7 protein-coding genes are annotated in these 15330 nt (G+C 61.7%); 6 read left to right on the top strand and 1 reads right to left on the bottom strand.

Annotated features, from left to right (window positions below; genetic code table 11):
• Positions 1 to 8: 8 nt before the first annotated feature.
• Complete coding sequence (locus B9N93_RS13560) at positions 9 to 1202, bottom strand: pyridoxal-phosphate-dependent aminotransferase family protein (protein ID WP_085214518.1); 1194 nt, start codon at positions 1200 to 1202, stop codon at positions 9 to 11.
• A 273-nt stretch (positions 1203 to 1475) separates the two neighbouring features.
• Between B9N93_RS13560 and B9N93_RS13565 the strand changes: the two genes are divergently transcribed.
• From B9N93_RS13565 to B9N93_RS13600, 6 genes are all read left to right on the top strand, one after another.
• Positions 1476 to 1937 (top strand): DnaJ domain-containing protein, encoded by a 462-nt coding sequence (locus tag B9N93_RS13565; RefSeq protein ID WP_125468981.1) that lies wholly within the window; start codon positions 1476 to 1478, stop codon positions 1935 to 1937.
• A gap of 131 nt (positions 1938 to 2068) precedes the next feature.
• Entirely contained in the window at positions 2069 to 3709 is a 1641-nt protein-coding gene (locus B9N93_RS13570) for an NAD(P)-binding protein (protein WP_085214519.1), read from the top strand.
• A gap of 207 nt (positions 3710 to 3916) precedes the next feature.
• On the top strand, positions 3917 to 4696 hold the full coding sequence (locus B9N93_RS13575) for a bestrophin-like domain (RefSeq protein WP_085214521.1): 780 nt from the start codon (positions 3917 to 3919) through the stop codon (positions 4694 to 4696).
• Positions 4697 to 5001: 305 nt separating this feature from the next.
• Positions 5002 to 8232, top strand: a complete 3231-nt coding sequence (locus B9N93_RS24755; RefSeq protein ID WP_125468982.1) for a hypothetical protein — start codon at positions 5002 to 5004, stop codon at positions 8230 to 8232.
• A gap of 196 nt (positions 8233 to 8428) precedes the next feature.
• Positions 8429 to 11782, top strand: coding sequence for a transglutaminase family protein (locus tag B9N93_RS13595; protein ID WP_085214528.1), 3354 nt, complete (start codon positions 8429 to 8431; stop codon positions 11780 to 11782).
• On the top strand, positions 11779 to 15153 hold the full coding sequence (locus tag B9N93_RS13600) for a transglutaminase family protein (RefSeq protein ID WP_085214530.1): 3375 nt from the start codon (positions 11779 to 11781) through the stop codon (positions 15151 to 15153). The genes B9N93_RS13595 and B9N93_RS13600 overlap by 4 nt, the downstream gene beginning before the upstream one ends.
• Positions 15154 to 15330 lie beyond the last annotated feature (177 nt).

Consider the following 15330-nt stretch of genomic DNA (forward strand, 5'->3'; position numbering starts at 1 on the left):
GCGAAGGCTCAATAACCCTTCGCCGCCAACACCGCCTGCGCGGCGGGCACCGCGACTCCGGCGGCAATAGGAGCCTTCATTTCGCTCAACACGGCTTCCAGCGCGGTCAGGCAGAACACCACGTTCTTGGCCGAAGCGCCGTGGCCCATGAGGCCCACGCGCCAAATCTTCCCGGCCAGATCGCCCAAGCCCGCGCCGATTTCCAGGCCGTAGCGCTTGAGCAGCAAGCCGCGCACCGCCGCGTCGTCCACGCCCTGGGGGATGGTGACGGAATTCAACTGCGGCAGGCGCGAACCTTCCGGCACCACGAAGCTAAGGCCCAAAGCCTCGAAACCGGCCTTCAGGGCTTCGTGCATGTCGGTGTGGCGCTTCCAGGAATGCTCGACGCCTTCTTCCTGCAACATCACCAAGGCTTCGTGCAGGCCATAGAGCCCATTGATCGGCGCGGTATGGTGATAGGCCCGCTTGGTGCCGCCGCCCCAATAATTCATGACCAGGCTCAAGTCGAGGAACCAGCTTTGGCACGGGGTCTTGCGGGCCTTGATCTTCTCCACGGCGCGCGGCCCGAAACTGACCGGCGACAAGCCGGGCGCGCAGGACAGGCATTTCTGCGAACCGGAATAGATGGCGTCGATGCCCCAAGCATCCACTTCCAGCGGCGAACCGCCCAGCGAAGTCACCGCGTCCACGATCACGAGACAGCCCTGGTCATGGGCCAACCGGGTGATGGTTTCGGCATCGGACAGGGCGCCGGTGGAGGTCTCGGCCTGGACGAAGGCCACGATCTTGGCGTCTGGATGCGCGGCCAGGGCTTCGGCCACCTTGTTCGGGTCCACCGGCTTGCCCCATTCGTCCTTGACCATGATGGCGGTCGCGCCGGAGCGCTCGACGTTCTCCTTCATGCGCCCGCCGAACACGCCGTTCTGGCAGACGATGACCTTGTCGCCCGGTTCGACCAGGTTGACGAAGCAGGTTTCCATCCCGGCGGAACCCGGCGCGGATACCGGCAGGGTCAGTTCGTTCCGGGTGCGGAAGGCGTAGTGCAGGAGGCTCTTCATCTCGTCCATCATGCCCACGAACACGGGATCGAGATGGCCGATGGTCGGCCTCGCCATGGCTTCCAGGATGCGGGGATGGACATCGGACGGACCCGGCCCCATCAGCGTGCGGATCGGCGGGTTGAAAGATCGGATAGTCGTCATAGTGGTTTTCTAATGCGGTGGTTGATGGAATCTTCGGGGATATCGGCGAGCCGCCGCCAAGCGACAAAAAAGCCTCCAGGTCCGGCCAGCCGGTGCGATGCCAACGGTTTCCATGGGATTCAAAGGAGGCGGGGCGGTCTCTGCGGGGAGGGCCATCATGCCATAGCGGCGAATCGGCCAGCAAGCCACGCCCCAAAACCCACGGCGCTCCCCTACCCGGCCCGCCGCCGGAGGATTAGACTCCACACCCTTCTTGCCCTATTGGGAAACACCATGCTCCTGCTTGTCCTCGCCTTCCTGGTCCTGGCCCTCGCGTTCTGGGCGGGGCGGCGCTTCCTCGACCCCGCGGCGAACCCCGCCGCCCAAAGACTCCGCGGCGGCCTACCCTGGCTCCTGGTCTTGTTGATGGTGGCGCTCCTCAGCCTGGGCCGGGGCAATCCGCTGGGCGGGTTCCTGTTGCTGGGGACGCTGTTCGGGTTGCCCGCGTTGCGGCTTTATTGGCAACGGCTGGGCCGGGCGTCGCCCGCCTCCGAACCCGGACGCCCCGCCCGGCCGGGAGGGCGGATGGATGTCGAGGAAGCCCGGCAAATCCTGGGCGTCCCGCCCGGTGCCAGCCGCGAGGACATCATCGCCGCCCACCGCCGTTTGATGCAGCGCCTGCACCCGGACCGGGGCGGTTCGGATTATCTGGCGGCGCAAATCAACCAGGCCAAGGCCGTGCTGCTGGGGTCTTGAAGATCGGAAACCCGCCGTCACGCCGATTTCCCCATAAATCCTCCATAATTTCTATATTTCCATCGCACCCCGCCCGAAGCCCACGAACGGGCCTAATCTCAAAGCGATACGATAGCCAAGGAACCACATCCATGAGCAGTATTCCCAAACGCGCCGACCTGACCCGCCCCGCCGATCTGCTAAAGCACGACCACGGCACCGGCCCTTTCCGCACCCAACGCCCCGTCTATCTCGACCTGCTGCCGCCTTGTAACAACGCCTGCCCCGCCGGGGAAAACATCCAGGCTTGGCTGGCCCAGGTGCAAGCCGGTCGCTATCACCTAGCCTGGCAAACCCTGATGCGCGACAACCCCATGCCCGCCGTGCATGGCCGGGTCTGCTACCACCCGTGCGAAAGCGGCTGCAACCGCGCCGGGGTCGATTCCCCGGTCAGCATCCACGCGGTGGAACGCTTCCTGGGCGATATGGCTTTGAAAGAAGCTTGGAAGATCGAACCCGACGCCCCGCCCAGCGGCCAGCGGGTGTTGGTGGTCGGGGCGGGACCGAGCGGCTTGTCCGCCGCCTACCATCTGGCCCGCCTGGGCCACCAGGTGGAAATCCGCGAGGCCGGGCCGGTCGCGGGCGGCATGATGCATTTCGGCATCCCGGCCTATCGGCTCCCACGGGCGGAGCTGATGGCCGAAATCCACCGCATCGAGTCGCTGGGCGTCAAGATCGTGCTGAACCACAAGGTCGAGAACCTCCTGGCCGAGATGCAAGCGGGTGGCTTCGACGCCGCCTTCACCGCCGTCGGGGCGCATCTGAGCAAGCGGGTGGAGATTCCGGCCCGCGACGCCGGGAAGATTCTGGACGCGGTCAGCTTCCTACGCGAGGCCAACCTGGGCGAGGCTCCGTTGCTCGGACGCCGGGTGGCCATATACGGCGGCGGCAACACCGCCATGGACGCGGCCCGCACCGCCAAACGCCTGGGCGCGGAACAAGCCCTCATCATCTACCGCCGCGACCGCGCGCATATGCCGGCCCATTCGTTCGAGGCCGACGAAGCGATCTCGGAAGGCGTCAAGATCAACTGGCTGCGCACCATCAAGGAAATCACCGAGGACCGCATCACGGTCGAAATCATGCAGATCAACGCCGAGGGCTACCCAGAATCGACCGGCGAATTCGAGACCCTGGAAGCCGACGCCCTGATCCTGGCCTTGGGCCAGGACACCGACACGGGGTTCCTCAAGGAGATTCCCGGCATCGCCTTCAAGAAGGACGGCACGGTAGTGGTGGATCAAAACATGATGACTGGGCACGCCGGGATTTTCGCGGGCGGCGACATGGTGCCGAGCGAGCGCACCGTGACCGTGGCCGTGGGCCATGGCAAGCAAGCCGCCCGTTGCATCGACGCCTATTTGCGCGACGCCGTTTATGTGAAAGTACCCAAGCACGAGGTGGTCGGCTTCGACAAGTTGCACCTGTGGTATTTCACCGAGGCCGAGCAGCGCCAGCAGGATGAGTTGGCACTGGAAAAACGCCGCTATGGTTTCAAGGAAGTGGTGGCGGGTTTGGCGGAGGGCGAGGCGGTGTTCGAGGCCAAGCGCTGTTTTTCCTGCGGCAATTGCTTCGAGTGCGACGGCTGCTACGGCGCTTGCCCGGAACAGGCCATCCTCAAACTGGGACCGGGCAAGCGCTACCGCTACGACTATGAGCGTTGCACCGGCTGCATGGCCTGCTTCGAGCAATGCCCTTGCCATGCCATCGAGGTGGAGGCGGAACCGGCCTGAACCTTTTCCCTTCCCGCAACGCGCCCGGTGGTCACACGCCGCCGGGCATAGCCCAAAACCCAAGGTGCGGCGGACCTACGATCCCCTGCGCCTGACCTCCAAGCCCCGTACCCACACCTTCCCACCGATGCTAAGCTGACCCAAAGCCTAGACGTCGCGCCCACTCAACACCCCAAATTTTCAGCATCCCACACGGAGGAATCTGCCATGGGCTATGCCTTTTTCGCCTTCACCCTCACCCTCCTGCTGTTCCTGGGAATGCTGTCCTTGCTGGAAATCGGCAGGCGCATCGGCAACCGGCGGCAGGCGGTGGACCCCGAAGGGGCCAGGGCCGGCACCGGCACGGTCGAAAACGCGGTGTTCGCCCTGCTCGGCCTCTTGATCGCCTTCACCTTCTCCGGCGCGACCCACCGCTTCGACGACCGGCGCGACTTGATCGTCGAGGAAGCCAACGACATCGGCACCGCCTATCTGCGGCTGGACCTCCTGCCGGAAGCGGCGCGGCCCCGCCTGAAGGAATTGCTCCGGCACTATGTGGACACCCGGATCGAGGTCTACCGCAAAATCAGGGACACCACTGCCTTCCAGACGGAACTGTCCCGGTCCAACGCCCTGCAAGGGGAAATCTGGCGGGAAGCGGTCGCGGCCTCCGCAGCCCAAGGCGCGGCGACGGACGCCACCAAATTGCTGCTGCCCGCCCTGAACACCATGTTCGACATCACCACCACCCGGACCATGGCCAACCTGCTACATCCACCCTTCGTCATCTACCTGATGCTGTTCGGCGTGGCCTTGGTCAGCGCCTTGCTGGCGGGTTACGGCATGGCAGGCAGTCGTTCACGCAACTGGCTGCACATGATCGGTTTTGCCCTGGTCCTGGCGGCGGCGGTTTATGTCACCCTCGACCTCGAATTCCCACGCCGGGGCTTGGTCCGGGTGGACGACTTCGACCAAGCCTTGATCGGCCTGCGCAATGGGATGAAATAACCCGCCCGCATCCGGCCTGGATGGCCACGCCCCAACCCCACCGCACACTGTCACCCGGATTGGGCCAAGCTTCCGCCCGCTATGGCCGATCTCATCGCGCCCTATCGATACCCCGCCCTCTTGCTTGACAGCCCCGCCAATTTAATTTGACGGCTATACTTGGAGTGACCCGCCGCGCTCGCCGCCTATCTGATTTTGCAACGCATCAGTGTCGGATCAATACCGACACATCCCCACCCAACCGAGCGGTCATCGGCTCCGGTCACGCCCTTGGAATCCATCCAACCTCAAGGGGGAAACAAGCCATGGCCGAAAACAACCAAAACGATGGCAAATTCGGGTTTCCATTCGCCAATTTGGGCAGCGTATTAGCGCTGGTGCTAGCGGGCACGTTATTCATCGGACAAACCCCCTATAACCAAAGCCGACCCAACGGACCCGATATTCAATCCAAGCCTTCGGAGCCACTGCACGAAGTCGAGGCCCGGCTTTGGCAAGACCCGTTCGAGGCGGCAGAGGCGCATGAGGTGCGGGATAAGGATAAGGATAAAGACGGACATGACGACCACTTTGGCCATGACCTAAAGGCCCTTACCCAGGAAATCCAAAATAAACTCGATGCCAGAGAACAACCACAGGGGGAGCAAAAAGTTATCGCGGTGATGCTGCCGGATGGGCACTATTTCGAGGAAGCAGAGACCCGGCGGCGCTTGCGCTATGCGGTTTTATCTGGTTTCGACGCGGCGAAGCGCTATCAATCCGACGAACCCGAGCATATCCATTACGTTTATTTTTCCCTAGGCAAGGATAAAGAATCCAAAGCCATCTACGAGTGGATGACTTATAAGCCGGTCGGGGAGCATGAAAACCGCCCTCCGGCAAAAAACGAAGAGCTTAAAGAAATATCCAAACCAGATCACCCATCAATTTTAGTTCTATGGCTCAACCAAAAAGACTTCAAAATCACGCCCTATCAAAATTTGATAAGTCTTTTTGAGAAAATTGTTCAATCAGATTTATTCACGCTTAATATCGCGGTACTCGGCCCCAAAGATTCAGAGGGCCTACAGGATTTAACCAATGAAGTATTAACTAGCGCTAACCTTGATAGAAAAAGCTCTTTCGATAATTTATCATGCAAAAAACCCAACCACAATAATCGCCTCGCATTCAGCTTTTATTCCCCCGCAGCAACCGCGCAAGAAAACATTTTGCTAAAAGCCATCGGCGATAATCACAACCTATCTGAATACTTTGAAAATTGCGAAGACAAAATACGCTTTATCAGAACCACCCCGACAGACGAGGCGTTGGGCAGAACACTCAAAATGGAGCTAGCTTTACGCGGCGTACAATCAAACCCGAGAAATCATATAGTATTACTATCGGAATGGGATACTTTGTATTCTTGGCATTTACCACGGACATTCGCGCAACTACTCAATAATAAAGACTCCGGCTGCACGAAAGCTTTAAATTTAGAGCAAATGGCCGGGAGCGATTGCATCCATTTATTCAGATACTTACGCGGCCTGGACGGCGAAAAACGTCAAGATAAAAGCGACGGCAAACCCGATAAAGCCAAAGACAAGAAAAACAGCGGCACAACCAGCGCGGAAAGCCGGGAAAACATGGAGGATGCCGACGGGAACAGCCAATTCGACTATGTGCGACGACTCGCCCAAAAAATTAAAATCTTGGATGGGCACTGGCGTTCGGAAGGCAAAGGCTCGTTGCAAGCGGTAGGAATCCTCGGCAGCGATGTCTATGACAAGCTGTTGATTTTGGAAGCCATGCATGACCTTTTCCCCGATGTGTTGTTCTTCACCAACGACATGGATGCCCGCTATCTCCATCCCAGCCAAAATCAATGGGCACGGAACCTGATCGTGGTCTCCGGGTTTGGATTGGAACTAGAGGCTGGCTTACAGAAGGATATACCGCCGTTTCGGAGCAGTTTGCAGACGGCATATTTCTTGGCGACACAAGCCGCCTTGAACGATCCAGGAATTTCCCAGAAAGCAATTTCAAAGGCGCTAAGCGACAAAGGGGCGAGGATATTCGAAATCGGTAGAACCATGGAATTCCATCTGAATGAACCGCAAAAAATCGGGGAGCCCTGTCAAGACATAAAAAACTGCGATAACATCCATGCCACACCTAAAAACCTCGGGCTACATCTTGCTTGGCAAACTTGGCTGTTAGAATTTTTAAGCTTTACAATACCACTGACTTTTCTTTATACGCTCCCCACCGCTAGAAATTTCATGGGGCAGTTAATTGGCGTTCTGTTTTCAATACACATTGCGATCTACATTTTGCTTTGTCTACTTCTAGCCGAATCAATCCCACTGATCGCCATCGTGTTAACAGCTAGCCTAGCGATCTCGATACTCTCATCCATCAACAGAAATACACCACCAAAGACCAACAAACGCTTTACACATATCACAACATTTATATTTAGTTATTTGATAATATATTCAGCCATCATATTAGTCTTTGTCCAAGCCGGAAGGATCACAGAAGAACCCTTCGCATTTACTGAAGGCGTCAGCATGTGGCCTACAGAGTTACTACGTCTTATCGCATGGATTTTGGCAAGTTATTCCATTATCGATTCATGCCAATTTTCGGAAAGAATGAAAACATGGATAATCAACAAGGCGGGCAAAAGAAATTATGAACACCATCTGAACCCAGACGATCAAGGAGCGTGCTCCGCAAACAATCCCAAAAAAGATCCGCTAGTCAATTGGCTACAGTGGAATACCTCGAAGTGCCGCCTATCCCGCGCATTTTTATTTGCCGCTTTATTTTATTTTGTCTGCTATCTAATCATCCAAATTCACGAACCCAATATTCCATATCGTGGCGAAAACATAAAGACCATCGACCAAACGCTACTGCTAGGATTATTGGTACCCAGCTTCAGTCTATTATTATTCCTCGTGACCGACGCCGCGCAGACCGCGACCCAGTTGATAGAAGCCATCGCCAAATCGGAACACCTGACACAATGGCCACCCTTCGCTTGGAAAGCCTTCGTGGAGGAAATCAAAATCCCCCAGGACAACTTGCACGAATGGATCAGCGTCCATTTCGTCGGGAAACTGACCGAGGAAATCAATACAATCATGGCCTACCCATTTTTGGTCTTGGTCCTCATGGTATTGGCCCGGTCCAGTTATTTCGACCACTGGGTCACGCCCTTGGGTTTGAAATTGGTCATCGGCGCGAGCGCCGCCTATCTACTGTATTGCGATTATCGACTCAAAAAAGCCGCGGACGCGGCCTGCAAGAACGCCCTGAAATGCTTGAACCGGCGGATCATCCAATATAAGGGCGAGAAAAACGACCCCCTGGTCGGCCAGCTCGAATACCTCGTCCCCCTGATCCAGCAATGCAACCAAGGCGCGTTCCGTCCTTTCACCCAAAGGCCGATCTTCCTGAGCAGCCTGCCGCTCCTAGCCGCCATGGCGGTGGACTTCACCGACAACCTGCCGCTGTTGATCAAGCTGTTCGGCTTCGGTTAAAGCGCAGGGGCGGCCAGCGCTCCGCGAGCGCACCACTCCGGTGCAGACCCCGCCCATCCAGTGCGCGCCGCCCCATCTTTTACACCGCCGTCCCCATCCAGCGCGTGATTCCGCCCTGTCTGGCATGTATTCTGCGTTCCGGCATTGCAACGGCCCCCTCTACGCCCCTGGCGCGCCAACCACAAGGAGAACCCCCTTGGCGATACTCGTAGGCATCGAACACAGCACCCATTATCGGTACGACCGACCCATCTCGCTTTCGCCGCATGTGATCCGCCTGCGGCCCGCGCCGCATACCCGGACCCCGGTGCATGAATACCATCTCGACATCGAGCCGCAAAACCACCGCGTCTATTGGCAACAAGACCCGTTCGGCAACACCGTGGCCCGCGTGGTGTTCCCGGAACAGGTGACGGAACTCAAGATCGGCGTGCGGCTGGTGGCGGAAATGACCGTCATCAATCCCTTCGACTTCTTCGTCGAACAATACGCCGAGCATTATCCCTTCCAATACGATCCGCTGTTGCGCCACGAATTGGAGCCTTATTTCGAAGTGACCGAGCGCGGCCCCCTATTGATGGAATGGCTGGGCGGGGTCGAACGCCGCAAAATCCATATCAACGATTTCCTGGTCGCCATCAACCAGAAGCTACAACAGCACATCGGCTACACCATCCGCCTCGATCCTGGCATCCAGGCCTGCGAGGAAACCCTGGGGCTGCGTACCGGCTCCTGCCGCGACACCGGCTGGCTGTTGGTGCAAATCCTCCGGCACCTGGGACTCGCGGCCCGCTTCGTATCGGGCTACTTGATCCAGTTGACCGCCGACCAAAAAAGCCTGGACGGCCCGTCCGGCCCGGAACAGGATTTCACCGACCTGCACGCCTGGACCGAGGTCTACATTCCCGGCGCGGGCTGGATCGGGCTGGACCCGACTTCCGGCTTGTTCGCGGGCGAGGGGCATATTCCTTTGGCCTGCACACCCGACGCGGTCAGCGCCGCGCCCGTGACCGGCTATACCGACAAGTGCGAAGTCATCGATTTCCGATTCGCCAACATCGTCAAGCGGGTGCATGAAGACCCCCGCGTCACCAAGCCCTATACCGAGGCGCAATGGGAAGATATCCGCCTCCTAGGTCGCCGGGTCGATGAGGAATTGCGGGAGTTGGGCGTGCGCCTGACCATGGGCGGCGAGCCGACCTTCGTGTCGATCGACGATATGGAAGGCCCGGAATGGAACACCGAAGCCTTGGGTTCCCATAAGCGCGAGCGGGCCGGGGTACTACTGAAAGCCCTGCGCGAGCGCTTCGCGCCGGGGGGCTTGCTGCATTACGGCCAGGGCAAATGGTATCCGGGCGAACCCTTGCCGCGCTGGGCCTTGGGGTGTTTCTGGCGGGCGGATGGAGCGCCGTTGTGGCGCGATGCCAGCCTGATCGCCGATGAAAAGCGCGATTATGGCTTCGGCCCGGTCGAAGCCCGCCGCTTCGCCGAGCGCCTGGCCGAGCGGCTGGGCGTGAACCCGGATCATCTCACCCCCGGCTTCGAGGACTGGATTTATTACCTGTGGCGGGAAGCCAATCAACCGGCCAACTACGACGCCATCGCCCTGCCCGCCTCTCCGCGCTACAGCGACGACCTGGGTTTGGCCTTGTCGCGGGGTCTGGATCGCACCGTGGGCTATGCCCTGCCGATCCTATGGGATTGGAGCCGCAATGGCTGGCATTCCGCGCCCTGGCAATTCCCTTGCAACGCCATGTATTTGATGCCGGGCAATTCGCCCATGGGTTTGCGCCTGCCGATAGCCCGCCTGCCCTGGGCGGCGGAGGTCGAGGCGGAAACCTGGATCGAACCCCCCCCCCAGCCGCGCCCGCCCGAGCCTTTCCACCTGGGCACGGGCCAAGCGCCGGAACCGCCGAAACATCCCAAGCCCCTGGCCGCCGATGCCGCACCCGAAGCCATCCGCCAGCGTTTCAAACACTGGGTGGGCGTGCCGCACACCGCCTTGTGCATCGAACCGCGCCATGGACGGCTGCATATCTTCATGCCGCCTTTGAACCTGCCGGACCATTATGCCGCCCTGCTCACCGCCATCGAGAACACCGCCGCCGAATTCAGGATGCCGGTCATCATCGAGGGCTACGAGCCGCCCAACTCGTCCGCGCTCAAGTTCCTGAAGGTGACGCCCGACCCCGGCGTGATCGAGGTGAATATCCACCCGGCCGCCGATTGGGAAGCCTTGGAAGCCAATACCGTGGCCTTGTACGAGGAAGCCCGGCTGACCCGGCTCGGCACCGAGAAATTCATGCTCGATGGTCGCCATACCGGCACCGGCGGCGGCAACCATGTCACCCTGGGCAGCGTGACGCCCCTCGACAGCCCGTTCCTGCGCCGTCCCGATGTGCTGCGCTCGCTGCTGACCTTCTGGCAACACCATCCTTCGCTGTCCTATCTGTTCTCGGGCACCTTCATCGGGCCGACCTCGCAAGCGCCACGGGTGGACGAGCGGGGCTCGCACCTCCTGGACGAACTGGAAATCAGCCTGGACGAGATCGACAACGCCCTGCCCTGGGTGGTGGACCGGGCTTTGCGCAATTTCCTGTCCGACCTCACCGGCAACACCCACCGCGCCGAGTTCTGCATCGACAAGCTGCACTCGCCGGATAGCGCGTCCGGGCGACAGGGCTTGCTCGAATTCCGCGGTTTCGAGATGCCGCCCCACGCCCAGATGAGTTTGGCGCAAATGCTGTTGCTCCGGGCCATGATGGCGCATTTCTGGAAGACGCCCTACCGCCATCCCCTGATCCGCTGGGGTACCCGGCTGCACGACCGTTTCTTGTTGCCGCATTATGTCTGGGCCGATTTCCGCTCGGCCATCGCCGATCTGAACACGGGCGGGCACGGCTTCGATGCCGCGTGGTACGAACCCTTCCTGGAATTCCGCTTCCCGCATTACGGGCTGGTGCGCTACGAGGGCGTGACCCTCGAACTCCGCATGGCGCTGGAACCCTGGCTGGTGCTGGGCGAGGAAGCCGGGGCGCAACGCCAGGCGCGGGTGGTGGATTCGGCGGTGGAGCGGCTGCAAGTCAAATGCTCGGGATTGGATACGGAACGCTACTTCGTCACCTGCAATGGCCGCCGCCTGCCGCTGCAAGCCACCGGACCCGACGGCGAATACGTGGCCGGGGTGCGCTACAAAGCCTGGAAAGCCGCCTTCGGCCTGCATCCCGCCATCGAAATGCACGCGCCCTTGGTGTTCGACCTGTTCGACCGCCGCCTCGGGCGCTCGGTCGGCGGCTGCGTCTACCATGTGGCCCATCCCGGCGGACGTTCCTACGACAGCTTCCCCATCAACGCCTACGAGGCGGAATCGCGCCGCATCTCGCGGTTTTGGTCCTGGGGCCACACGGCGGGCGAGGCCGGGCCACCCGGCTGGGCACGCCAGCTCGCCAGCCATTACGGCGCGGTGCCGGGCAGCTTCGCCCGCGAGCCGCAAGCCGAAGCCCCCAACCCCGATTTCCCCTGCACCCTGGATTTGCGTAGGCCGCTATGACTACCCGCATCGCCCTGACCCATACCCTGACCCAGCGTTTCGAGCGCCGCGTCCTATTGCCCACCCATTGGCTAAGGCTGCGCCCGGCCCCGCATACCCAAGCGCCGATCACCGCCTATTCGCTGAAGATCGACACCGACCCGCATTTCATCAACTGGGTGCGCGACCCTTTCGAGAACTATCTGGCCCGGCTGGACCTGCCGGAGCCGGTGTTCGGACTCAAGATCGTCCTGGACCTGATCGCCGACCTCAAACCGCTCAACCCCTTCGATTTCCTGGTGGAAGCGGCCTATTCGCAATTCCCGTTCGAGTATCCCGAGCAATTGCTGAAAGAGCTGACGCCTTATCTCCACCTGCCGGAGCCGGGGATGTTGCTGGCCGATTGGCTGGGGGCGCTCGCGCCCAAGCCCGGCTATATCCTAGAAGCGCTGGCCGAGGTGACCACCGCCGTGCATCGCCATCTGGCGATAGCGGGCCATGCCAGCCCCGGCGCGGTGGATGTGGAAACCGTGCTGGCCAAGGCCAAGGGTTCGCCTTGGGAAGCCGCGTGGTTGTTGGTGTTGAGCTTCCGGCATCTGGGACTGGCGGCGCGGTTCACCTCGGGTTACCGGGTATCGTTGGCCCCGGAGCCGGTGACGGTCCATGCCTGGGGCCAGGATGCCCCTGCCACCACCAGCCGTTGGCTGGATAGCGCCGGACTCCATGCCTGGTGCGAAGTGTTCCTGCCCGGCGCGGGTTGGGTCGGACTCGATCCCGCTGCCGGGCTCTTCATCCACGAGGGCTATCTGCCACTGGCGTCCACGCCCGATCCCTTGCGGGCCTTGCCCTGGTCTGCCGACGAAGCCGGATGGCTGGCCAGCGCCGGGACCGAAAGCGCGGGACTCTCGGGCGAAATCCGGGTCCGCCGCCTAGCGCCGGAAGCCGGGCCCGCGCCCTACAGCGCCGCGCAATGGGCCGATCTCCGCGCCGTGGCCCGGCAGGTGGACGCGCAATTAGCGGAGGACGGCATCGGCCTCGCCCTGGGTCCGGGCCTGTGCCTCACCAAGACCGATTGCTACGCGCCGGAGTGGTCCATCCTGGCCCTGGGTCCGTCCAAACGCGCCACCGCCGAGGATTTGGCCCTGCGCCTAGGGCGCAAGCTCAACACCGGCCCGGTATTCCATGAAGGCCAAGGCGAATGGTTCGGCGGGGAACCCCTGCCGCGTTGGCGCTTGAACTGCTTCTATCGCGCCGACGGCCATCCGATCTGGCGTAACCCGGCCATCCTGGTCGGCGCGGCCTCGCCGGAAAGCGGAGTGGAAGCGCCCGACGCCGAATATTTCGCCCAAACCCTGGCGAAAAAGCTGGGCGTGCCGCAGGAACACCTGATGCCGGCCTACGAGGACCAGTTGCACGAACTCTGGCAGAACCGCGCCCATCTGGACTTCGAGCCGCCGACTTCGGCCCTGCGCGACCCACTGCAACGCAAGGCGCTGGCGGCCAAGCTGTCGCAGACCCGGCGCGAGCCGGTGGGCTATGTGCTGCCCTTGCGCCGGGACCCGGTGACGGAACGCTGGACCAGCGGCACCTGGGAATTCCGCCGGGGCGCTTTGTATCTGGTGCCGGGCGCTTCGCCGCTGGGCTATCGCCTGCCCTTGGATAGCCTCCCCGTCGGCGAGGACCACATCACCGGCCACGACCCGGAGCGCTGCCATTTCGAGGAGCGGCCCTTGTTGCCCGAAGTCTATGGCGAACTCAGCGCCCGGCTGACCACCTATATCGCCGTGCCGCCGTCCCCGGAACAGGCCGATCCCGACCGGATCGACAGCCGCGCACCGCGCACCGCGCTGTGCGTGCAAGTCCGCGACGGGCGCTTGTCGGTGTTCCTGCCGCCCTTGACCCATCTCGAACATTGGCTGGATTTGATCCACGCCATCGAAGCCACCGCCTTCGGCACCGGCATCCCGGTACGGTTGGAAGGCTACGAACCGCCGGAGGATTACCGCCTGCGCCGCTTGGTGCTGGAACCCGAGGCCGGCCTGCTGCGGGCGGTGCTGCCCATGGCCGATTCGCTGGAGCAAACCCGTAGCCTGTTGGAACTGGCCTACCGCGAAGCCGCCGCGCTGGGACTTTACGCCGGCCGCCACGACGGCGGCGGACGCCTGCAAGCCCCCGGCGGCAACGCCGAAATCACCCTGGGCGGAACCCAGCCGCCCGCCAGCCCGTTCCTGTTGCGGCCGCAATTGCTGCATTCGCTGGTGGCCTATTGGCAGCGGCATCCTTGCCTTTCGTATTTCTTCGCGGGACGGCTGATCGGGCCTTCGGGCACGGCCCCGCGCCCGGACGAAGGCCGCGACGACGCGCTGTACGAACTGGATATCGCCTTGTCGCGGATGCCGCTGGATGACAGTCCCGGCCCCTGGATTCCCGACCGGGTGTTACGGCATTTGCTGGCGGACCCGGCGGGTGAAATGAAACGGGCGGAAATCCGGGTGGACCAGCTTTACAGCCCCGACCGCAGCAGCCAACGGCTGGGGCGCATCGCCATCCGCAGTTTCGAGACCGCGCCGGATGCCGCGCTGGCCACGGCACAGGCGCTGTTGCTCGCCGCCTTGCTGGCGCATCTGGCCCGGAACCCCGCCGACCCGCGGTTGGAGGATTGGGGACCGCGGCTGCAAGACCAATTCATGTTGCCCGCCGTGCTGTGGGAGGATTTGCGCGAGGTGATCCGCGATATCGGGCGGGGCGGGATTCCGCTCCAGACCGAATGGTTCGCGCCCTTCCTGGAGCAGCGTTTCCCGGCGCTGGGCCGGACCCGCTTCGACAATCTCACCCTGGATTTGCGGATGGCGCACGAGCCTTGGCCCTTGCTGTCGGAAGAAGTCACCGCCGGGGGCGTGTCGCGGTTCGTGGATTCGGCCAACCAGCGGGTGCAGATCGAGATCGAGGGTTTCACGCCGACCCTGCATGTATTGGTGTGCAACGGCCAGCGCGTGCCTTTGCAAGCGACCCGCGAGCGGGGCCGGTTCGTGGCCGGGGTGCGCTACAAGGCTTGGAATCCACCGTCGAGCCTGCATCCGACCGTGCCGCCGGTGGCCGCGCTGGTGTTCGATTTGCTCGATGCCCGTACCGGGGAAGTGATTTGCGGCTGTACCTATGTGCCGGCCCGGCCCGATATCGCCGGGGCGGTCGCCGTGCCGCAGCCGCCGCCCGAGGCCGAGCCGGGCGGCAGGAGCGGGCCTTACCGGCGGCGGCCGCAGGAAGTGGCACAACCGCCTTTGACTCCGGGCGGGCGCTTCCTCGATTTCGGGTCGGGGACACGGTATCTGGCGGTACCGCCGGAGCGGTCGCATCCGCGGTTTCCGTATTTGTTGGATTTGGTGCGGGGATAGGGCGGATTGGATTATGACGAAAAAAGCCGGGACGACCCGGCTTTTTTTGTGCTTGGTAGTTAGGGCCGTAGGCTGGGATTAAACCCGCGGCCGCCATCCCACAAACAACGGACAGCCCCACAAAACCCATGGTTGTTCCGCCGACCGACACGGCGTAAAGTCCACCCATCCCCCGCG

Source organism: Methylomagnum ishizawai (assembly GCF_900155475.1).
GTDB lineage: Bacteria > Pseudomonadota > Gammaproteobacteria > Methylococcales > Methylococcaceae > Methylomagnum > Methylomagnum ishizawai_A.